This window comes from Actinacidiphila sp. bgisy167 (assembly GCF_057707665.1).
Window position 1 is genome coordinate 40,671 of the sequence record NZ_JBYIQP010000008.1, and the last position, 21,652, is coordinate 62,322.

Sequence of the window (21,652 nt, forward strand, 5' to 3'; positions counted from 1 at the left end):
GCAGAAAAAGCCCGGGGAGCGCAACTCGCGCTCCCCGGACTCTTGTTGTCAGGGCGTCACTTGATGTAGGTGATGCCGTCCGTGGTGATCGTCGGGCGTCCGGAGGTGCCGACGACGACGATCTTGAGGGTGTGCTTGGCGCTGGTGCTCCAGGTCTTGGACCAGATCGTCTGGCGGTAGGCGGTGGTGGAGGACTTGAGGTCCACCGTGGCCGCCTTGACCCCGTCGACGTAGACGTACGCCTGGCCGGAGGTCGAGGCCCGGGACACCACCCAGCCGACCGAGCGGCCGGTGAACGTCCAGGTCAGGCTGGCGTTCTTGGAGGACGAGGTGGAGGACTTCCCGCCGAGGTAGCTGGTGGAGCTCTTCGTCGACCAGGTACCGGACTTCGTCGCCGAGGTCTCCTGCAGGATCGCCGCAGTGCGGCTCACCGAGGCGGTGGTGTAGTTCCCGGCCGCGTCGGTGGCCTTCAGGCCGTACGTGACCGCGGTGTTCACCTTGCCCGTGGTGCTCCACGAGGTGGTGGTCGGACCGAAGGCGGCGGTGGTGGGGGCGGTCGCCGCGACGCTCTTGAGGGCGCCGTTGTCGGCGGCCTTCCAGGTCACGGAGACCGGCACGGAGGTGCTGGACACCGTGGCGTTGCGGATCTTCACCGCGGGCGCGGTGGTGAACGTCGGCTTGGTCGTGTCGCCGACCACGCTGTACGAGGACGCCGAGGTCGCCGTCTTGTTGTTGATGTGCACGGCGCGGACGGTCACGGTGTGCCTGCCCGCGGCGACCGTGATCGGCGCGGAGAGCGCGGTGGGCTTGGCGGTGGCGGCGACCTTGCCGTCCACGAGCACCTCGAACCGCTTGATGACGGCGGTCGGGGTGGACTCCTTCCAGGCGACCGTGGCCGAGCCCTTGGTGTAGTACGAGGACCCGGAGAGCGTGGCGCCGCTGACCCCGTTCAGGGTCGGCGCGGCGACGCCCGAGGAGTAGGAGCGGATGGTGGGCACCTTGGCGTACAGGTTGGTGCCGGGGCACGCGGTGGCGAACCCGTCGCGGTGACCGGAGATCGGGTAGAACGCCTTGCCGTTGACGGTCTGGGTCTTGGTCCCGGGGTTGGGGTCGATCTTCTTGAAGCCCAGCTTCCAGGCGGCCAGGGCGGTGACCGAGCCCAGCATCTGCGAGGTCATCGGCGTGGCCTTGGAGACGTGCGTGTCGGTCTGGAAGTAGCCGATGACCGCGATGCCCGAGGTACCGGTGTTGTAGCCCTCGGTCTGGGCGCCCACCACGGCACGGTCCACGCCGCCGTAGCGGCCCTCGTAGATCGTGCCGCACTTGTCGACGAGGAAGTTGTAGCCGATGTCCCGCCACGTCTGGCTGACGTGATACGCGTAGATCTGCCGGATGATGCTCGGCGAGTCGCTGCAGCTGTAGTCACCGCTCTTCGCCTGGGCGTTGTACGTGGCGGTGTGGTGCACGAAGACCACCTGCACCCCGTTGGGCGCGTAGGCCGGCTCCGTCTGCTCGCGGATGCTCTCGTCGGCGCCCCAGCCCGCCCTGGTGACGATGGGCGGCTTGGGCATGGTCGAGGTGGGGGGCGGGGATGAGGCGGAAACGGATGCTGAGGCCGACGCCGACGCCGACGCCGACGCCGACGCCGACGCCGACGCCGACGCGGAGGCCGTCGCGGAGGCCGTCGGGGAGCTCGTGGTGGGCGGGCCGCTGGTCGCCGGGGCGCCGCCGGCGGGGGCGGAGCTTTCCGGGGCGCTCGGCTCGGTAACCGGAGGCTCCGTCGTGGCCGGTGCGGTCGTCTCGGTGGACGTCGGGGTCTGCGTGGGATCCGCGGGCGGCGACGCGGGGTCCTCGGAGTTCTCGGAGTCGGCGGCGAAGGCGGCAGGCGCCATCGCCACGTCGACGCTGCTCTTCTTGTCGCTCTCGCCGACCAGGGCGAGTCTCAGGCCCCTCGGGATGCCGGCCGCGCCCTTGTCGGACCGGACGCGGACCTGCACGCCGTCGGACCAGCCCACCCACAGCGGAGGGGTGCCACCGCGTCCCGCCGCCTCGTCGCCGGCGTCCGGTGCGTCGTCGTTGTGCGTCTCGATGCCGAACCAGTCGGACCATGTGCCGGACTTCTGCGCCCGGACCCGCAGCTCGATCGTGCCGTCCAGCTCCGCCTTCGGATCGTCCCAGGTCACACCGAGGGTGCCGAAGGCGTCCGTGCGCTGCTGGGGCAGCTCCCGCTCGCCGCCGGTGCCCTTGAGCTCCAGCGCGTCCACCGTGGTGCGCACCGGCCCCTTGTGGGCCGCCGACGAGACGGTCCCCTCCGGGCCGCTCGCCACGGAGGCGGCGGTCACGGCTCCGGCCCCGCCGAGCACGACCGCCCCGACCGCGAGCCAGGCACGCCCGCGCACACGTATTCGTCCCATGTAGTCTTCCCCGCCCCGTCCCACCCCTGAGCCCGTGGGTACCGTTGGTTGAATTCCAAACCCCTGAATCGGGAAGCGCTTTATACCAGAGCGGCCGGGCCCCCTTCATCCCGCTGGACGTTCGATGCGAAAGCGGCGATACCGTCAGATAACGGAGAAACGGCCGGACGGATACTCTCTCCAGGGCGGATCAGCCCGGCCGGAGCGCGGGAAAGGCAGGCGGAGTGCTGGAAGGGCGACGGGACACCAGGTTCGGGCGGCTGCTCAGGCACGGCTTCTGCGACGCCGTGGCCGCCGAGGCGCTGCTGGGCGGCGACATCCTCGCCCCCGTCCGCAGCGATCCGGTCCTGCTCGACGCCCTCGGCGCCACCGCCGACCCCGACCAGGCGCTCGCCTCCCTCGTGCGGCTCCTCGAGGCACTCGCCCCCGGGGAACGGCGCACTCTCCTCGACACGCTCACCACGGCCAAACCGCTGCGCGACCGGCTGCTGGGGGTGCTCGGCGCCTCCTCCGCCCTGGCCGACCACCTGGCCCGGCACCCGGACCACTGGCACTCCCTGGTCACCTACGAGCACGCCGACCTGCACCCCGGCACCGCGGAGTTCGAGCGGCAACTGGCCGAAGCCGGCGACCCGGAGTCGCTGCGCGTGGCCTACCGGCGCTGCCTGCTGGGCATCGCCGCCCGCGACGTGTGCGGCACCAGCGACCTGGTGGAGACCGCCGCCGAGCTCGCCGACCTCGCCACCGCGACGCTGCGCGCGGCGCTGGCCATGGCCGAGGCCGAGGCGCCGGACGACGCCGCGCAGTGCCGGCTCGCGGTGATCGGCATGGGCAAGTGCGGCGGCCACGAGCTGAACTACATCTCCGACGTCGACGTCATCTTCGTGGCCGAGGCATGCCCCGACGCCGAGGAGGCCAAGGCGCTGCAGGCCGCCACCCGGCTGGCCGCGCACCTGATGCGGATCTGCTCCGACACCACCGTCGAGGGCAGCATCTGGCAGGTCGACGCCAACCTCCGCCCCGAGGGGCGGCGCGGCCCGCTGGTGCGCACCCTCTCCAGCCATGTGGCCTACTACAAGCGCTGGGCCAAGACCTGGGAGTTCCAGGCGCTGCTCAAGGCCCGCCCGGTGGCCGGCGACCCGGCGCTCGGGCAGGAGTACGTCGAGGCGCTGTCGCCCATGGTGTGGCAGGCCGCCGAGCGCGACCACTTCGTCCAGGACGTGCAGGAGATGCGGCGCCGGGTCGTGGAGAACATCCCCGCCGCGCACCTCGACCGAGAGCTCAAGCTCGGCCCGGGCGGCCTGCGGGACGTGGAGTTCGCGGTGCAGCTGCTCCAGCTCGTGCACGGCCGCACCGACGCTTCGCTGCGCAGCGGCACCACCCTGACCGCGTTGTCCCAGCTCGCCGCCGGCGGATACGTGGGCCGCGCGGACGCGGCGGCACTCGACGCCGCGTACCGCTTCCTGCGGACGATGGAGCACCGCATCCAGCTCCAGAAGCTGCGCCGCACCCACCTGATGCCCGAGGACGCGGCCGACCTGCGGCGGCTCGGCCGCTCGATGGGCTTCCGCGCGGACCCGGTGACGGAGCTGACACGGGAGTGGCGGCGGCACGCCAGGGAGGTGCGCCGCCTCCACGAGAAGCTGTTCTACCGTCCACTGCTCGACGCGGTCGCCCAGCTCGCTCCCGGGGAGGCGGGCCTGTCCACGGCCGCGGCCAAGCAGCGCCTGGAGGCGCTCGGCTACGCCGACCCCGCCGCGGCCCTGCGCCACCTGGAGGCGCTGGCCTCCGGGGTCAGCCGCAAGGCCGCGATCCAGCGGACCCTGCTGCCGGTGCTGCTCGGCTGGTTCGCCGACTCTGCGGACCCCGACGCGGGCCTGCTGAACTTCCGCAAGGTCAGCGACGCCCTGGGCCGCACCCCCTGGTACCTGCGGCTGCTGCGCGACGAGGGCGCCGCCGCGATGAACCTCGCGCGGGTGCTGTCCTCCGGTCGGCTCGCCCCCGACCTGCTCATGCGGGCCCCCGAGGCGGTCGCCCTGCTCGCCGACGACGAGGGGCTCCAGCCGCGCGGCCGCGCCGCCCTGGACCAGGAGGTGCTGGCCGCGGTGCACCGCGCGGACTCCGCCGAGCAGGCCGTCGCCGCGGTCCGCGGGGTGCGCCGCCGCGAGCTGTTCCGCACCGCGGCCGCGGACCTGGTGGGTGTCCACCGCGACGACCCGGACGCGGTGGGCGCCGCCCTCACCGACCTCAACGCCGCCGCCGTCACCGGGGCCCTGCAGGCCGCGGTGGGCGCCGTCGAGGCGGCCGAGGACGAGCCCCTGCCCACCCGGTTCTCCGTCATCGGCATGGGCCGCTTCGGGGGCCGCGAACTGGGCTACGGGTCCGACGCGGACGTCCTGTTCGTCCATGACCCCTATGAGGGTGTCGACGAGCACCGGGCCGCCCGGTCCGCGCTCAAGGTCGCCAACGAACTGCGCCGGCTGCTGCAGATCCCCACCACCGACCCGCCGCTGCTGATCGACGCCGACCTGCGCCCGGAAGGCAAGAGCGGACCGCTGGTGCGCACGCTCGGTTCGTACGCCGCCTACTACCGGCGCTGGTCGCTGGTCTGGGAGCGGCACGCGCTCCTGCGCGCCGAACCGGTCGCGGGCGACGAGGACCTGGGCGCCCGCTTCATCGCCCTCGCCGACCCGCTGCGCTACCCGGCCGACGGGCTGCCGGAGGAGGCGGCGCGCGAGATCCGCCGGCTCAAGGCCCGGATGGAGTCCGAGCGGCTGCCGCGCGGCGCGGACCCGACAACCCACGCCAAACTGGGACGGGGCGGGCTCAGCGACGTCGAGTGGACGGTGCAGCTGCTGCAGTTGCGGCACGGCGCGCGGGTCCCCGGGCTGCGGACCACCCGTACCCGCCCGGCGCTGGCCGCCGCCGTGGCGGCGGGACTGGTCCCCGCCGAGGACGCCGAGGTCCTGGACGCCGCCTGGATCCTGGCGAGCCGGTTGCGCAACGCCGTCATGCTCGTCCGGGGCCGCCCCGGCGACACCTTCCCCGGCGACGGCAGGGAGCTCGCCGCGGTCGGGCGCTACCTCGGCTACGAGCCGGGGCACGTGGGCGACATGGTCGAGGACTACCGCCGCACCACGCGGCGGGCCCGCGCGGTGGTCGAGCGCCTCTTCTACGGCATGTAGGGGGCGCGTTGCACGTACCGGTTCTGCCCCGGGCCTGCCCCGGTCCGCGCACCGAAGCGTGCTCGTCCGCGCCGCCCGGCTACACCGCCGCGACGCGTACCTGGCGCGGCAACCGGTAGGCGAGGCCGCCGTAGACGGCCCAGGAGGCGGCGAAGCCGACGCCGAGGCAGAGGCTGCCGCCGACGGCGTCCAGCCAGAAGTGGTTGGCGGTCGAGACGATGACGACCAGCGTGGCGACGGGGTAGAGCACGCCCAGCACCCGCACCCAGGCCCGCTGCGCCAGCATGGCGATGGTGATGCCGCACCACAGCGACCAGCCGATGTGCATCGACGGCATGGCCGCGTACTGGTTGGAGACGTGCGCCAGGTCGCCCGAGGCCATCGACCCCCAGGTGTGGTGGATCCGGACGGTGTCGACGAAGCCCCCGCCCTCCATCAGCCGGGGCGGCGCCAGGGGGAAGAAGTAGAAGCCGAGCAGCGCGATTCCGGTGGTCACGAAGAGGACCAGCCGGGTCGGCGCGTACCGCCCGGGATGCTTGCGGAAGAGCCACACCAGCACCGCCAGGGTGACGATGAAGTGCAGCGTCGCGTAGTAGTAGTTCATGCCGACGATGAGCCACGTGACGGAGTTCACGGCGTGGTTGACCGCGTGCTCGAAGGCGAGGCCGAGGGAGTGCTCGAGTCCCCAGACGTGGCTCGCGTTCCGCATGGCGTCGTCCTGCTGCTCGGGCACGGCGTTGCGCACGAGCGAGTAGATCCAGTAGCTGACGGCGATCAGCAGGATCTCGAACCACAGCCGGGGCCGGCGTGGCGCCAGCAGCCGGCCGGCCGGCGCTCCATCGATGTCACGGGAATCGATGGAGCGCGTCGGCACGCCGCCACTGCGGTGGTCCATGGTCTTCGCGGTCGATTCCCCCATGGGGCGATAGTCTGCCATGCGGTCCGGCACCGTCCGATCAACCCCCGATGGGATCCTGTACATCCCGTGCACGCCTCCCGGCCGACTGCTGTACGAACACGGCTGCCCCGGCTTCGGGACCCGATGCCGTCGAACCGCGGACGACCAGTTCTGGCAGGAAGACGAACTCGCTGTGCGGGGCCGGGGTGCCGCCGACCTCCTCCAGCAGCGCGCGCACGGCGGCCTGGCCCATGGCCGTGACCGGCTGCCGGATGGTGGTGAGCGGCGGATCGGTGAAGGCGATGAGCGGGGAGTCGTCGAAGCCGACGACGGAGACGTCGCCGGGGACGGACAGCCCCCGCTGCCGAGCCGCGCGGACGGCGCCCAGGGCCATCATGTCGGAGGCGCACACCACGGCCGTGCAGCCCGCCTCGAGCAGGCCGGAGGCGGCGGCCTGACCACCCTCGAGAGTGAACAGCGAATGCCGGATACGCTCGCCCGCCTCGTCGGCGGATATGCCGAGGACCTCCTCCATGCTGCGCACGAAGCCCTCGATCTTGCGCCGCACGGGGACGAACCGCTCGGGGCCGACCGCGAGGCCGATCCGCTCGTGGCCGAGCGCGGCCAGGTGGGTGACGGCGAGCCGCATGGCCCCGCGGTCGTCGGGCGACACGAACGCCGCCTTGATCCGGGCGGAGAAGCCGTTGATCAGCACGAACGGCACGCCCTGGCCGTGCAGCCGGTCGTAGCGCGCCATGTCGGCGGTGGAGTCGGCGTGCAGCCCGGAGACGAAGATGATCCCCGCGACGCCGCGCTCGACGAGCATCTCGACGAGTTCGTCCTCGGTCGAGCCGCCCGGGGTCTGGGTGGCCAGCACCGGGGTGTACCCCTGCCGGGTCAGGGCCTGCCCGATGACCTGGGCGAAGGCCGGGAAGATCGGATTCTCCAGCTCCGGCGTGATGAGCCCGACGAGGCCCGCGCTGCGCTGCCGCAGCCGTACGGGCCGCTCGTACCCCAGCAGGTCGAGGGCGGCCAGCACGGACTGGCGGGTGGCCGCGGAGACGCCTGGCCTGCCGTTGAGGACCCGGCTGACCGTCGCTTCGCTCACCCCCGCCTGGGCTGCGATGTCGGCAAGCCTTGCGGTCACGGGATGCGACTGTACCGGTCGTACCTCAGATCGCCCACCAGATACATGAATCGGCCGGAAGACGGACGGAACCGCCGGTGGGGGAGACCGGCTCGGAGGAGAGCACCGGCCGCCCCGGGACGGGGACGTGCACCGGCTCCGAGGTGACGTTGACCGTGCACACCATGCCGGGCCGGGAGAACGCCAGCACCCCCTCGGGGGCGTCCAGCCAGCGCATCGGGCCGTCGCCGAGCCCGGGCAGTTCGCGGCGCAGCCGCAGGGCCGAGCGGTACAGCTCCAGCGTGGAGTTCGGGTCGCCGCTCTGCGCCTGGACGCTCAGCTCGCCCCAGCGCGCGGGCTGCGGCAGCCAGCTGCCGGCCGGGCCGAAGCCGTGGCTGGCGCCGTCGACGGTCCACGGGATGGGCACCCGGCAGCCGTCGCGCATCCCGTCCTGGCCGGTGTCCCGGAAGAAGGAGGGGTCCTGGCGGACCTCGTCCGGCAGGTCGGTGACCTCGGGCAGGCCCAGCTCCTCGCCCTGGTAGACGTATACGGAACCGGGCAGCGCGAGCATCAGCAGCGCCGCGGCCCGGGCCCGGCGCAGCCCGGCGACCCCGCCGCCGTAGCGGGTGACATGCCGGACGACGTCGTGGTTGGAGAGCACCCAGGTGGTGGGGGCGCCCACGGAGACGGTGGCGGCGAGGGACTCCTCGATCACCGCGCGCATCGCCCCGGCCTCCCAGGGGCACTGCAGGAAGTGGAAGTTGAAGGCCTGGTGCAGCTCGTCGGGACGGACGTAGAGCGCCATGCGCCGCGCGTTCGGCGCCCAGGCCTCCGCGACGCCGATGCGCTCACCCGGCAGCGCCTGCGAACGGGGTCCGGGGGAGTAGGAGTCGAGCAGCCGGCGCCAGGAGCGGTGGATCTCGTGGACCCCGTCCTGGTCGAAGAAGGGGAGCACCTGGGCGCCGATCATCTTGACCTGCTCCGTGTGGCCGATGTCGGGCAGGCCGGCCGCCTTGACCATGCCGTGGGCGACGTCGACGCGGAAGCCGTCGACGCCCAGGTCCAGCCAGAAGCGCAGGACGGAGTCGAACTCCGCGCGGACCTCGGGGTGGTCCCAGTTGAGGTCGGGCTGCTCGGGCGCGAAGAGGTGGAGGTACCAGTCGCCGTCGGCGACCCTTGTCCAGGCGGGGCCGCCGAAGACCGACTCCCAGTCGTTGGGCGGCAGGTGGCCGTGGGCGCCCCTGCCGGGGCGGAAGTGGTAGCGCTCGCGGGCCGGCCCCCCGGGGCGGTCGGCCAACGCCGCCCGGAACCACGCGTGCCGTTCGGAGGTGTGGTTGGGGACGATGTCGACGATCACCCGCAGGCCCAGCCCGTGGGCGGTGCGGATGAGCGCGTCGGCGTCCGCGAGGGTGCCGAAGAGGGGGTCGACGCTGCGGTAGTCGGCGACGTCGTAGCCGCCGTCCGCCTGGGGCGAGGCGTAGAAGGGGGTCAGCCACACGGCGTCGGCGCCGAGTTCCGCCAGGTAGGGCAGGCGGGCCCGGATGCCGGGCAGGTCGCCCACGCCGTCGCCGTCGCCGTCGGCGAAGGAGCGCACGTACACCTGGTAGATGACGGCGCTGCGCCACCAGCCGGGGGCGCGGCCCGCGTCGGGGGCGGCCGGGGTCTCGTCGGCCGCGTCGTGGCGGACGGGGGCGAGCTCTTGGGTCATGTCGTTCCCTCGTGGGTCGGCGCCGGTCTCAGCCGATGATCCCGATCCCACGCGTGATCGGCAACGCCTTCCAACTTTTTGCGGAAGATCGCGCAACCACTTCCAGGTCGGCTGCCATTCCCTCGGCGCGTCTCCTCCCGGAAACCCCGTGGACACGCAGGTGTAACGATCGGAAGATCTTTCAAGTTTTGCAGCAAGGTCTTTCGTCAGGCTTGCATCCCTGTTACGTTCCTCGACAGCCCGGCGGCCGCAACGGCGCAGTCGGCAGTGGGGGGCCGCGGCGACGCGCCCAGCACCATCACGGGCTTTCATCCTGGAGGAGATCACATGCGGCGTGGCATAGCGGCCACCGCGCTGGTTGCGGCGCTCGGGCTTGCGACGACGGCTTGCGGGGGCGGCAGTGACAAGGCCGACGGCGGTCCCGTCACCATCACCTGGTGGGACACCTCGAACGCGACGAACGAGGCGCCGACCTACGAGGCCCTGATCGCGGACTTCGAGAAGGCGAACCCGAAGATCAAGGTCAAGTACGTCAGCGTGCCGTTCGACCAGGCGCAGAACAAGTTCCAGACGGCCGCCGGCAGCAAGGGCGCCCCCGACGTGATCCGTGCCGAGGTCGGGTGGACGGCCTCCTGGGCGAAGTCCCAGTTCCTCGCGCCGCTGGACGGCACCCCGGCGCTGGCCGACCAGGACGACATCAACCCGTCCCTGCTCAAGCAGGCGCAGTACGAGGGGAAGACCTACGGCGCCCCGATCGTCACCGACACCCTCGCGTTGATGTGGAACAAGGAGCTGCTCAAGAAGGCCGGCTTCGACAAGGCGCCGGCCACCTGGGACGAGCTCAAGACGGTCGCCAAGGCCGTCAAGACCAAGGCCGAGGCCGACGGCTTCTGGCTGCGCGCCGACTCCTACTACGAGCTGCCCTTCCTCTTCGGCGAGGGCACCGACATGGTCGACGCCGCGGCGAAGAAGATCACGATCAACTCGCCCGAGGCCGTCAAGGCCGTCGACGTCAGCAAGTCCGTGCTCGCCTCCCCGGGAGTCCACGAGCTCGACGTGACCGCTGACGCGTACGCTCACATGCAGGACGCGTTCGTCAGCGGCAAGGTCGCCATGATCATCCAGGGCCCCTGGGAGCTGACCAACATCTACAAGGGCTCGGCCTTCACCGACAAGGCCAACCTCGGCATCTCCGCCGTCCCGGCCGGCTCCACCGGCAGAGCGGGCGCCCCGACCGGCGGTCACAACCTCGCCGTCTACGCCGGTTCCGACAAGGCGCACCAGGAAGCCGCGCAGAAGTTCGTCGGCTGGATGACCTCCGGTGCGACCCAGGCCGAGATCGCCCTGAAGAACGGCACCCTGCCGACCCGCACCTCCGCCTACACCGCCGAGGTCAAGGCCGCGCCCGGTGTCGCCGAGTTCCAGGACATCCTGGCCGACGTGGCCCGCCCGCGCCCGGAACTCCCCGAGTACAGCTCGCTCTTCGCCGACTTCGGCACCAACCTGACCAGCATCCTGCAGGGCAAGGTCGCCACCCAGAAGGGCCTGGACCAGACCGCCGAGTCCTACAAGAAGCTCGTCAAGGACTTCCAGTAACAGGCCGCGGGCCCAGGCGGGGTGGAGAAAGGAGCGGGTCGAGGGCCGAGTCCGGTACGGCGGGGAAGGAAGACGCAGCGGAGCTGCGGCGACCGACCACACCGCCGCCGGGCGAGAGCCGTCGACCCGCGACGCCGGCCCGCCTTTCCGTGTGGCCTCCGAGGCAGCCATGAACCGTCCGGTCCGCCGCGCCCGCCACGGGCGGCGGACCGGACGGCCACCGCCCGCGTCCGCACGCACACCCTCCGCCGTGCGGCCGGGCCGTACCCCCTGAGCGAACTTTCGAGAAGGTGCCGAAGATGACCGTCGCCGCCGAGGGCGGAACCCGGGAGACCAAGCGCGGCGAGGCGCCGCGCCCCGGTCCGCTCAGCCGCATCCGGCAGTCCTACAACCGCAACTGGTATGCCTGGGCCATGGTGGCGCCGGTCGTCGCCGTCATCGGCCTGCTGGTGCTCTACCCCCTGGTCCGCGGCGTCTACCTGTCGCTGACCGACGCCGACAGCCAGAACGTCGGCCGGACGATCGGCGTCAACAAGATCCCGGACTCCTTCTCCTGGGTCGGCCTCAAGAACTACACGGAGATCCTGTCGGGCGCGGACCACCAGTTCTGGCCGCACTTCACCTGGACCATCGTCTGGACGGTCGTCTGCGTCACCCTGCACTACGGCCTCGGCCTCGGCCTCGCGATGCTGCTGAACCGCAAGCTCCGGGCCCGCACCTTCTACCGGCTGGTCCTGATCCTGCCGTGGGCCGTCCCGACCTTCGTCACGGTCTTCTCCTGGCGGCTGATCCTCGCCGACGACGGCGGCATCCTGAACACGGCCCTGCACGCGATGCACCTGCCGACGCCCGCTTGGCTGAGCGACCCCTTCTGGCAGAAGACCGCAGCGATCATGGTCAACACCTGGGTCGGTGTGCCCTTCATGATGGTCTCGCTCCTCGGCGGCCTGCAGTCGATCCCCTCGGAGCTGTACGAAGCGGCCGAGATGGACGGCGCCACCCCCTGGCAGCGGTTCCGCCACGTGACGCTTCCCGGCCTTCGATCGGTGAGCAGCACGGTGATCCTGCTCGGCGTCATCTGGACCTTCAACCAGTTCGTCGTCATCTTCCTGCTGTTCGGCGTGAACGCGGGACAGGACGCCCAGATCCTGGTGACCTGGGCCTACCGCCTCGGCTTCGGGCAGGACCCGCGCGACTACGCAGGCTCCGCCGCCTACGGCGTGATCATCCTGTCCATGCTCATCGTCTTCGCCTCCGCGTACCGGCGCTGGCTCGCCCGCACCGAGAACGCGGCCGCCTGACGGCCGCACCGGCCAGGACAACCGCCATGACGCAAGAGAGGGCAGCCACCCCCATGAGCACCACCGCAGACCTCCCCGCCGCGGGAGCCGCGAAGGACGCGGCCCCCGCCCCCGTCCGCGCAGCGACGCGCCGGCGCACCGGCCGCGGCGAGCGCGGCCGGGCCGCCTCGGTGCTGATCCACGGCGTACTGATCACCGCGAGCCTCATCGCCGCGTTCCCCGTGCTGTGGATCGCCTGGGTCTCCTTCGGCCCGGACAAGACCGACTTCCTCCACCCCGCCGACATCGCCGGGAAGTTCAGCTTCGAGAACTACACGAAGGTCCTCGCCGACACGAACTTCCTCCGGTGGTTCCTGAACTCCGCGATCGTCGCCCTCGGCACCTGCCTGCTGGGCGTGTTCGTCGCCGCCAGCGCCGGCTACGCGGTCTCCCGGATGCGCTTCCCGGGCCACCGCCAGCTGATGTGGACCTTCCTGGTGACCCAGATGTTCCCGGTCGCCATTCTCATGGTGCCGCTGTACAACATCCTGGCCGATCTGGGCCTGCTCGACACCTACTGGGGGCTCATCCTGGTCTACTGCACCACCGCGGTGCCGTACTGCGCGTGGCTGCTCAAGGGCTACTTCGACACCATCCCCCAGGAGATCGACGAGGCCGGACGGGTCGACGGACTCAGCCCGTTCGGCACCTTCTACCGGCTGGTGCTGCCGCTGGCCCGGCCGGGACTCGCGGTGGCGGCCTTCTACACCTTCCTCACCGCGTGGGGAGAGGTCGCCTACGCCTCGGTCTTCATGCTCGGCGAGGACAAGTACACCCTCGCCGTCGGCCTCACCACCTTCGTCAGCGAGCACGACAACCAGTGGGACCTGATGGCCGCCACCTCCGTGCTCATCGCGCTGCCCGCGTCGGGCTTCTTCTACGTCGTCCAGCGGCACCTGGTCACCGGCCTCACCGCCGGCGCGGCCAAGTCCTGAACCGCACCACCCGGGGCGCCCGGGCCCGGCCCAGGAGGCCGGGCACCCCGGCCCCGCCCCGTCGCCGCACCGAGCCCTCCATCCTCCAAGGGATCACCATGACCCAGTACCTGGCGGACACCACCCGTCACCCCCACACCTCCGACCAGCCCGCGGCCACCGCGGACTGGTGGAGAGACGCGGTCATCTACCAGGTCTACCCCCGCAGTTTCGCCGACGGGAACGGCGACGGCATGGGCGACCTCCCCGGCATCCGCGAGCGCCTCCCGTACCTGCGCGACCTCGGCGTCGACGCCGTCTGGCTGAGCCCCTTCTACGCCTCCCCGCAGGCCGACGCCGGCTACGACGTCGCCGACTACCGGGCCGTCGACCCGATGTTCGGCACCCTGCACGACGCCGACGGGCTGATCCGCGACGCCCACCGGCTGGGGCTGCGGATCATCGTCGACCTGGTCCCCAACCACACCTCCGACCAGCACGAGTGGTTCAAGCAGGCAGTGAGCGAGGGCCCCGGCTCCCCGCTGCGGCAGCGCTACCACTTCCGCCCCGGCAAGGGCGCGGGCGGCGAACTCCCCCCCAACGACTGGGAGTCGGTCTTCGGCGGACCGGCCTGGACCCGCGCCGCCGACGGCGAGTGGTACCTGCACCTGTTCGCGCCCGAGCAGCCCGACCTCAACTGGGAGCACCCGGCCGTCCAGGACGAGTTCCGCTCGATCCTGCGCTTCTGGCTCGACATGGGCGTCGACGGCTTCCGCATCGACGTGGCGCACGGCCTCGTCAAGGCCGACGGCCTGCCCGACATCGGCGCCCACGAGCAGCTCAAGCTCCTTGGCAACGATGTCCTGCCCTTCTTCGACCAGGACGGCGTCCACGAGATCTACCGCTCATGGCGGCGGATCCTCGACGAGTACTCCCCGAGCCACTCCCCGAACCTGCGGCCGGGAGCGCTCCCGGGCGCCCGCATCGCCGTCGCCGAGGCCTGGACCCCCACCGTCGAGCGCACCGCGAACTACGTGCGCTCCGACGAACTGCACCAGGCCTTCAACTTCCAGTACCTCGCCACCCGGTGGGACGCCGCCGAGCTGCGCGCGGTCATCGACCGCTCGCTCGACGCCATGCGCCCGGTCGCCGCTCCCACCACCTGGGTCCTTTCCAACCACGACGTGGTCCGCCACGCCACCCGGCTGTCCTCCGACGGCAAGACGTACGACGTGCGCCGCGCCCGCGCCGCCTCGCTGCTGATGCTGGCCCTGCCCGGCTCCGCCTACGTCTACCAGGGCGAGGAACTGGGCCTGCCCGAGGTCACCGACCTGCCCGACGAGCTGCGCCAGGACCCGGCGTTCTTCCGCGCCGCGGGCCAGGACGGCTTCCGCGACGGCTGCCGCGTCCCGATCCCGTGGACGTCCGAGGGCCCCAGCCACGGCTTCGGCAGCGGCGGCAGCTGGCTGCCGCAGCCCGAGAGCTGGGCGCGGCTCAGCGTCGCCGAGCAGACCGGCGACCCGGCCTCCACCCTGGAGCTGTACCGCGCCGCCCTGCGGCTGCGCCGCGAGCTGCCCGGGCTCGGCGCCGGCGAGTCCGTCCGGTGGGAGGACGCGCCGGAGGGCGTGCTGTCCTTCCTCCGGCCCGGCTTCGTGTGCACCGTCAACACCACCTCCGAGCCAGTGACACTGCCCGTGCCGGGGGCGCTTTCGCTGGCCAGCTCCGCCGTGGAGATCACGGCGACCGGGGTCGTCGTCCCGGCCGACACGACCGTCTGGTGGGCCGTTTGACGTGCGTCGCCGTCGCATAGGGTCGGTAGCTGTGACCACCACAGCTCGACTTGCCGACATCGCGGCCCAGGCGGGGGTCAGCGAGGCCACCGCCAGCCGCGTGCTGAACGGGAAGGCGGGGGTCGCCCCCGCCACCCGGCAGAAGGTGCTGGCCGCGCTGGACCTGCTCGGCTACGAGCGCCCGGTGCGGCTGCGGCGGCGCAGCGCCGGCCAGATCGGACTGATCACCCCCGAACTCAACAACCCGATCTTCCCCGCCTTCGCCCAGGTCATCGAGCAGAACCTGACCGGCTACGGCTACACGGCGGTGCTGTGCACCCAGCATCCCGGCGGCTCCACCGAGGACGAACTGGTGGAGGCGCTCGTGGAGCGCGGGGTGCGCGGCATCGTCTTCCTGTCCGGGCTGCACGCCGACGTCACGGCCGATCCCGAGCGCTACGCGCGCCTCCTGGGCCAGGGCGTGCCCTATGTGCTGGTCAACGGCTTCAACCCGGCGATCGCCGGACCATACATCTCGCCGGACGAGCGCGCCTCGGCGCGCATCGCCGTCCAGCACCTGGCCGAACTCGGCCACCAGCGGATCGGGCTGGCCGTCGGGCCCGGCCGCTTCGTGCCGGTGCGGCGCAAGGTCGAGGGCTTCGTCGAGGCACTGGGCGAACTGCTCGGGTTCGGCGAGGAGCAGGCCGGAGAGTACGTCCGGCACACCCTCTTCTCGGTGGAGGGCGGCCACGCGGCCGCGGGGACGCTGCTGGACAAGGGCTGCACCGGCATCGTCTGCGGCAGCGACCTGATGGCCCTGGGCGCGGTGCGCGCGGTGCGGGAGCGCGGCCTGACTGTCCCCGGGGACGTCTCGGTCGTCGGCTACGACGACTCGCCGCTGATCGCCTTCACCGACCCGCCGCTGACCACGGTCCGCCAGCCGGTCGAGGCGATGGGCGCGGCGGCGGTGAACACGCTCCTGGAGGAGATCGGCGGCACCCCTGTGCAGCGCTCGGAGTTCGTCTTCCAGACGGAACTGGTCGTCCGCGGCTCCACGGGCAAGGCGCCCGGCGGCAGCCGGCGCCCCCACTGAGGACACCAGCCCGCGCCGCCCGGTGCGTATCCGCTCGCGGCGGCCCGCGCCGGCCGCTGTCGCGCCGTCATGAGCGACCGTGCGGCGCCCTTCCCCTGCGACATCCGGCCCGACCCGCAACCCCGCCGGGCCCGGGGCGTCGTAACGGATGACGGACCTCCGTCATCCGACGCGACGAAAAGAGACAGCCTATGAAGACCCGCAGCGCACGGGCCACGCTGACGACACTGGCCGGTGTACTCGCCCTCCTGGCCGTTCCCGGGACCGCCGGGGCCGAGGACAGGCATCCGGGGCCGGACCACGGCCGGCCGGGTGTGAGCGAGGTGCTCTACGACCTGGGCGACGAGGCGTTCCGGCCGCCCCGTTCCCTGGGGTACGTGGGGGACAACGAGCTGAACGGGGCCGTGTATGTGCCGGCCGACCTCGCGCACGGCCGCCACCCGCTGATCGTGATCGAGCACGGCATCCACGCCACATGCGCCGACGCGGACGCGGCCCGGGACCTGGCCGCCGCGCAGGAGGCCCTGGCGCGGGACGAGGAGGCCGGCGACACCGCCGACGCCGAGAAGCAGCAGGCGATCATAGAGGCGGCCGTCGCCGCGCTCTGGGCGTGGCCGTGCGCGCCCGGCACCGACCGGATCCCCAGTCACCGCGGTTACGACTACCTCGGCCGGGATCTGGCGCGCCGCGGCTTCGTCGTGGTCTCCATCGGCACCAACGGCATCAACGCGACCTCGGCGGGCCAGGCCGACACCGTCTACCAGGCGCGGGCCGCGTTGATCGAACGCCATCTGGTGATGTGGCGGCAGTTGGCGCTGACCGGCGGCGGCCCGCTCAAGGGCCGCTTCACCGACGCCGCTTCTGGGCGCGTGTCGGCGGTGGACTTCCGGGGCCATGTGGATCTCGGCGACGTCGGCCTGATCGGGCACTCCATGGGCGGTGGCGCCGTCATGCAGGAGATCGACGACAGCAACCGGGCGTCCTGGCCGCAGGGCGTCTCCATCCGCGCGGCGTTCGCCCTGGCCCCGGCACAGACCTGGGATCCCGTCACCGTGACCAAGACGCCGTTCGCGGTGATGTGGGGGACGTGCGACGTGACCAACGGCGGCACATACGTCGAGCAGAACGAGGGCGCCAACACCGTGCCCCTCCACAAGTTCACGGTCACCGGCGGGGTCCACAACTTCTACAACAGGCAGTGGTCGCCGGCCGGCGGGCAGGTCATGGCGGAGGACGACTCCGTACCCGGCAGCCGGCCCGGCACCTGCCAAGCGCAGTTCCAGGACGCGCCCCTGCCGCAGCCGGACCAGGACGAGCTGTCCGAGGCACAGCAGCGCCGCATCACCCAGGCATACGCCGGGGCGTTCTTCGCGCGGCACCTGCTGGGCGACAAGCGGTACGACCGCGTCCTGCGCGGCCAGGCGCGGTTCCCCGGCATACCCGACGTGATCGACGTGCGGTTCGACGCGGGCCGGTGACCGGCGTCCGAGGGGCGCGGCGCGTTCCGTGCCCCTCGGACGGGCTCGGGCGGGTCGGCGCTCGCGGTGGCGGCCCTCGCCGTCCCCACCCCGGCCCCCGCCGCCCTCCGACGCGGCGTTCGCCGCGCAGCCCGCGCGGCACGACCTCACACGGGGGCAGTTCTACTGCGTACTGCCGGATCGTTTCGCCGACGGCGACGGCTCCAACAACCGGGGCGGTCTGACCGGCACTCGGCTGAGCACGTGCTACGACCCCACCGACAGGCGGCCCGTCGTCGGCCCGTCACCTCACCCGCGCCCACCCGGCCCGTCCCCTCAGGGCTCAGCGCAGCGTCGTGAGCTCGGCGCCCGAGTCGAGTACCGCCGACAGTTCGGCCCGGGAGTCCTGTGCGGCCCGTACCGCCATCGTCGGGCCCTTCGAGGAGCCCGTCACGCCGCCCGTGGCCTTGATCCGCGCCACATCCCGGCTGCCCGCCGCCAGCAGATACCAGTGGCCGGCCGCCGACTTCCACAGCACTCCGGCGAGTACCCGCGGCACCGCCCGGCCGCACGCCCCGCCGTCCCGGTCGCTCTGGCCCACCGGCGCGCCCTGGGCGCCCGGTTCGGACACCGGGGGCAGGAACAGCGCCAGCGTCCGCCCGTCCGTGCCGCGCCAGGTGTCGGCGCGGGCGCAGACCCACGAGGCCTGCCCGTTGTCCTCCGGCAGGCGTTGCGTGGCGTACCGCCAGACATTGACCGAGCGCGTGCCCAGGCCGCTCATGGAGGAGAGGGTGCAGGCCGTCCGCGCCACGTGCGCCAGTGCCGCGGGGCCGGTCGCCTCCAGCGGTGTGCCGCCCTTCGGCGGCTGGTACGTCAGATGGGCCGGCACCAGGTCGCCGAGGTCGCTCAGGAGGAACGGCCGGTCCAACCCGAGCCCGTCCGCGGCCCGGAACTCCAGTGCGGGCCAGGTGTCCCCGCACACCCCGGGACGGCTGTCCGCACCCGGCATCCGCACCGGCTCGGTCACCCCGTCCGCCGTGCGGTCCAGCTTCGCCGGGGCGCGGCCCGGGTCCCGCAGGTCGCGCGAGGCCGCACCGGCCACCCAGGGGGCGGTCAGGAACCGGGTGTTGCCGTTCGTCCGCCCGAGGACGACGGCGGCCGTGGTCACCCCCGCGCCGTCCACCCGGGCGAAGTCCAGGGCGGCCGTGCCGCCGCCTCCACGCGGCTCGGCGTAGCGCACCAGCCGCAGACCGTCGTACATCAGCACCACGGTGGCCTCGTCCACGTCCCCCGCGTACAGCAACTGCGGCTGCTGCGCGGGCAGTCCCCCGGAGGTGCCCTTGGTGGCCGACACGGCGACCGCGGAGGAGGGCCGGGCCCATACCGCCATCGCCCGGACCAGCAGTGCCCGGTCGCCGGCCCGGCTGCCGCGGGTCGGCCAGGCCGTGAAGTCCACCCGGGAGGCGCGGGTCCAGGCGGTGTTCTCCACCCGTACCAGCTTCGCCGGATCCAGCAGCCCCGCGGCCCCGTACGGGCCCGGGGACCCGCCCGCCGCGTCCGGGCCCAGCCCGCCGGCCAGCACCGCGACCAGGGCCGCGGCCGCGGCCACGACGACCGCGCCGGCCGCGGCGAGGCCCACCCGCACGCGCTGCCGTCTGCGCAGCAGATCCGTCGGCCGGGCCCGCACGGTGCACGGGTCGAGTCCGCTGCCGCCCAGCAGCAGTCCCTCGGGCACCGCCTTGGCGGCCTTCAACGCGCCCCGCGGGTCGGCCACCCCGGCGGCCAGCAGCAGCCTGCGCACCTCGCGGCCGTCCGCGTGCCGGGGCCGCTCGAGTTCCAGCAGCGCATACGCCGCCCGCCCGGCCGCGTTCAGCCCGGCCAGCGCCCGGTCGAGCTCCGCCTCGTCCGTCCCGGTCGCCTTGGTGTGCAGCCGCAGGCCGAGGACGTGCGGCGCCAGGCCGGCCATCAGCGCCCTGCGCAGCCGCCCGCGCCAGCCCCGCTCGCGTCCGAACACCAGCGCCGTGTCCAGCACTTCATGACGCATGAGGGCGTACGCCGGGTCGATGGTCCCGCGCGGCCCGGCCACGTCCACCACGGCGGGGTCCGGTTCGCACGGCGAGCGCGGCAGCGCGCCCTGCGTGAGGGTGTGGGCGGTCAGCACCCTGCGGTGCCGGCCGAGCGACGGCGGCAGCGTCAGGTAGGCGAGCCGGACCAGGTGCGGGTAGTTCTCGACGAGTGCGGCCTCCGCCTCCTCGACGTCCACGATCACGGGTGCGCCGTGCCGGGGGCGGGTGGCGGTCGCGTGCTGGGCGTTCACGGTCCGTGCAACGAGTGGACCCCGGGGATGGTCACCGGGCGGCCGGGCGGGCGCCCGCGCCTTCGGCATCGGGCGGCGCACCCCGGACACGCCGAAGGCGCCCGACATGTGGACGGGCGCCTTCGGGGACGGTGCGGAGGGTCAGACGAGGTCGGCCTTCTCCAGGGCGGTGCAGCAGGTGTCGACGATGAGGCGGGTCACGACGTAGGGGTCGACGTTGGCGTTGGGCCGGCGGTCCTCGATGTAGCCCTTCTTGTCGACCTCGACCTGCCACGGGATGCGGACGGAGGCGCCGCGGTTGGAGACGCCGTAGCTGTACTCGCTCCACGGGGCGGTCTCGTGGGCGCCGGTGAGGCGGGCCTCGACTCCGGCACCGTAGTTCTTGATGTGCTCGGCCGGCTTGCCGTCGCGGCCGAGGGCCTCGCAGGCCTCGATGATCGCGTCGTAGCCCTCGCGCATGGCCTTGGTGGAGAAGTTGGTGTGCGCGCCCGCGCCGTTCCAGTCGCCCTTGGCCGGCTTGGGGTCGAGGGTGGCGGAGACGCCGAACTCCTCGGCGGTGCGGTAGAGCAGCCAGCGCGCGACCCACAGCTGGTCGGCGACCTCGAGCGGGCTGAGCGGGCCGACCTGGAACTCCCACTGGCCGGGCATGACCTCGGCGTTGATGCCGGAGATGCCCAGACCCGCGGCGAGGCAGTTGTCGAGGTGCTTCTCGACGATCTCGCGGCCGAAGATCTCGTCGGCGCCGACGCCGCAGTAGTAGCCGCCCTGCGGGGCCGGGTAGCCGGCCTCGGGGAAGCCCAGCGGGCGCGAGCCCTGGAAGAAGGTGTACTCCTGCTCGATGCCGAACAGGGACTCCTGGCCCTCGAAGCGCTCGGCGACCGGGCGCAGCAGGGCGCGGGTGTTGGACTCGTGCGGGGTGCCGTCGATGTTGAAGACCTCGCACAGGACCAGCAGGTTGTCGCCGCCGCGGATCGGGTCCGGGTAGCTGGCGACCGGCTTGAGCACGCGGTCCGAGCTGTGGCCCTCGGCCTGGTTGGTGCTGGAGCCGTCGAAGCCCCACACGCCGGGCTCCGCGCCGTCAGCAATGATCTTGGTCTTCGAGCGCAGTTTCGCGGTCGGCTCGGTACCGTCGATCCAGATGTACTCGGCTTTGTAGCTCACGGGATTCGTCCTTGTCGGCGCGTGCCTTGCGGGGCGTGATGTTGTGCTGTTGCAGCGTCACAATCCGTGATTTCGCATCGATTGCCCCAGTGTTAACCCGATGTGAACGCGCCGCTGTCCCGTGTGTCGCGCACCACGTCCACGGGAACCGGCCGACCGCGCGCGGACATCCGGTAGGGGTGCCGCGGAGGCCGGTGCGGCCGTGGGCGCGGGCGCTCCGGCGCCGTCGCACCGCCTCGGGGCGGGCGCCCGTGAAGCCGCCCGCGGGTGTGCGCGACCCGGGACGTAGGGTGTGTGCCATGCCTCACATCACCGTGGACTACACCGGCAACCTCGCGGACGCGTTCGACCGGCGCGGCTTCGCGACCGCGCTGCACCCGCTCGTCGCCGAGCTCATCGACACCAAGGTGGAGGCGTGCACGACCCGCTTCCGCCGGTCCGACGAGTACGTCCTCGCCGACGGCGCCCCCGAGCGCGCGCTGGTCCTCGTCCGGGCCGCCATCCTGTCCGGGCGGACCTGCGAGGCCAAGGCACGGCTGAGCGAGGCCGTCCTGGAACTGCTGCCCAAGCACCTCGCACCGTCCCCGGGGCTCGTCGTGCAGACCGCGGTCGACGTCGTCGACCTCGACCGCGCCTCGTACCGCAGCCGCACCGAGCCGGCGGGGGAGCGGTGA

14 protein-coding genes are annotated in these 21,652 nt (G+C 72.6%); 8 read left to right on the forward strand and 6 right to left on the reverse strand.

The genetic code is table 11. From position 1 onward, the window contains the following. Nucleotides 1–56 precede the first annotated feature (56 nt). The gene (locus tag AC3ET4_RS05050) at nucleotides 57–2,414 is read right to left on the reverse strand and encodes an N-acetylmuramoyl-L-alanine amidase (RefSeq protein ID WP_431946316.1); all 2,358 of its coding nucleotides are present in this window, start codon (nucleotides 2,412–2,414) and stop codon (nucleotides 57–59) included. Between the two features lie 224 nt (nucleotides 2,415–2,638). On the opposite strand from AC3ET4_RS05050, the gene AC3ET4_RS05055 reads away from it, so the two are divergent. Next, nucleotides 2,639–5,599 carry a bifunctional [glutamine synthetase] adenylyltransferase/[glutamine synthetase]-adenylyl-L-tyrosine phosphorylase gene (locus AC3ET4_RS05055; protein ID WP_431946318.1) on the forward strand — a complete coding sequence of 987 codons (2,961 nt, stop codon included), beginning with the start codon at nucleotides 2,639–2,641 and terminating at the stop codon, nucleotides 5,597–5,599. Nucleotides 5,600–5,678: 79 nt separating this feature from the next. On the opposite strand, the gene AC3ET4_RS05060 is transcribed toward AC3ET4_RS05055, so the two are convergent. The 3 genes from AC3ET4_RS05060 to AC3ET4_RS05070 are packed head-to-tail and all read right to left on the reverse strand — an operon-like array spanning nucleotide 5,679 to nucleotide 9,331. Beyond that, nucleotides 5,679–6,518 (reverse strand): phosphatase PAP2 family protein, encoded by an 840-nt coding sequence (locus AC3ET4_RS05060; RefSeq protein ID WP_431946320.1) that lies wholly within the window; start codon nucleotides 6,516–6,518, stop codon nucleotides 5,679–5,681. A gap of 37 nt (nucleotides 6,519–6,555) precedes the next feature. Then, nucleotides 6,556–7,644, reverse strand: a complete 1,089-nt coding sequence (locus AC3ET4_RS05065; RefSeq protein ID WP_431946322.1) for a LacI family DNA-binding transcriptional regulator — start codon at nucleotides 7,642–7,644, stop codon at nucleotides 6,556–6,558. Between the two features lie 25 nt (nucleotides 7,645–7,669). Beyond that, nucleotides 7,670–9,331, reverse strand: coding sequence for a glycoside hydrolase family 13 protein (locus AC3ET4_RS05070; protein WP_431946324.1), 1,662 nt, complete (start codon nucleotides 9,329–9,331; stop codon nucleotides 7,670–7,672). Between the two features lie 327 nt (nucleotides 9,332–9,658). Between AC3ET4_RS05070 and AC3ET4_RS05075 the strand changes: the two genes are divergently transcribed. From AC3ET4_RS05075 to AC3ET4_RS05100, 6 genes are all read left to right on the forward strand, one after another. Beyond that, the gene (locus AC3ET4_RS05075) at nucleotides 9,659–10,927 is read left to right on the forward strand and encodes an extracellular solute-binding protein (protein WP_431946326.1); all 1,269 of its coding nucleotides are present in this window, start codon (nucleotides 9,659–9,661) and stop codon (nucleotides 10,925–10,927) included. Between the two features lie 299 nt (nucleotides 10,928–11,226). Further along, on the forward strand, nucleotides 11,227–12,228 hold the full coding sequence (locus AC3ET4_RS05080) for a carbohydrate ABC transporter permease (protein WP_431946328.1): 1,002 nt from the start codon (nucleotides 11,227–11,229) through the stop codon (nucleotides 12,226–12,228). A gap of 53 nt (nucleotides 12,229–12,281) precedes the next feature. Next, entirely contained in the window at nucleotides 12,282–13,202 is a 921-nt protein-coding gene (locus AC3ET4_RS05085) for a sugar ABC transporter permease (protein WP_431946330.1), read from the forward strand. A 98-nt stretch (nucleotides 13,203–13,300) separates the two neighbouring features. Further along, nucleotides 13,301–14,971 carry a glycoside hydrolase family 13 protein gene (locus AC3ET4_RS05090; RefSeq protein ID WP_431946332.1) on the forward strand — a complete coding sequence of 557 codons (1,671 nt, stop codon included), beginning with the start codon at nucleotides 13,301–13,303 and terminating at the stop codon, nucleotides 14,969–14,971. Between the two features lie 31 nt (nucleotides 14,972–15,002). Beyond that, nucleotides 15,003–16,043, forward strand: coding sequence for a LacI family DNA-binding transcriptional regulator (locus tag AC3ET4_RS05095; RefSeq protein WP_431946334.1), 1,041 nt, complete (start codon nucleotides 15,003–15,005; stop codon nucleotides 16,041–16,043). 191 nt (nucleotides 16,044–16,234) lie between these two features. After that, nucleotides 16,235–17,521, forward strand: a complete 1,287-nt coding sequence (locus AC3ET4_RS05100) for an alpha/beta hydrolase (protein ID WP_431946336.1) — start codon at nucleotides 16,235–16,237, stop codon at nucleotides 17,519–17,521. A gap of 322 nt (nucleotides 17,522–17,843) precedes the next feature. On the opposite strand, the gene AC3ET4_RS05105 is transcribed toward AC3ET4_RS05100, so the two are convergent. Together AC3ET4_RS05105 and glnII are read right to left on the reverse strand one after the other, a co-directional pair. Continuing rightward, the gene (locus tag AC3ET4_RS05105; protein WP_431946338.1) at nucleotides 17,844–19,817 is read right to left on the reverse strand and encodes a hypothetical protein; all 1,974 of its coding nucleotides are present in this window, start codon (nucleotides 19,815–19,817) and stop codon (nucleotides 17,844–17,846) included. 141 nt (nucleotides 19,818–19,958) lie between these two features. Then, nucleotides 19,959–20,978 (reverse strand): glutamine synthetase, encoded by a 1,020-nt coding sequence (glnII, locus tag AC3ET4_RS05110; RefSeq protein ID WP_431946340.1) that lies wholly within the window; start codon nucleotides 20,976–20,978, stop codon nucleotides 19,959–19,961. Nucleotides 20,979–21,277: 299 nt separating this feature from the next. On the opposite strand from glnII, the gene AC3ET4_RS05115 reads away from it, so the two are divergent. Next, entirely contained in the window at nucleotides 21,278–21,652 is a 375-nt protein-coding gene (locus AC3ET4_RS05115; RefSeq protein ID WP_431946342.1) for a 5-carboxymethyl-2-hydroxymuconate Delta-isomerase, read from the forward strand.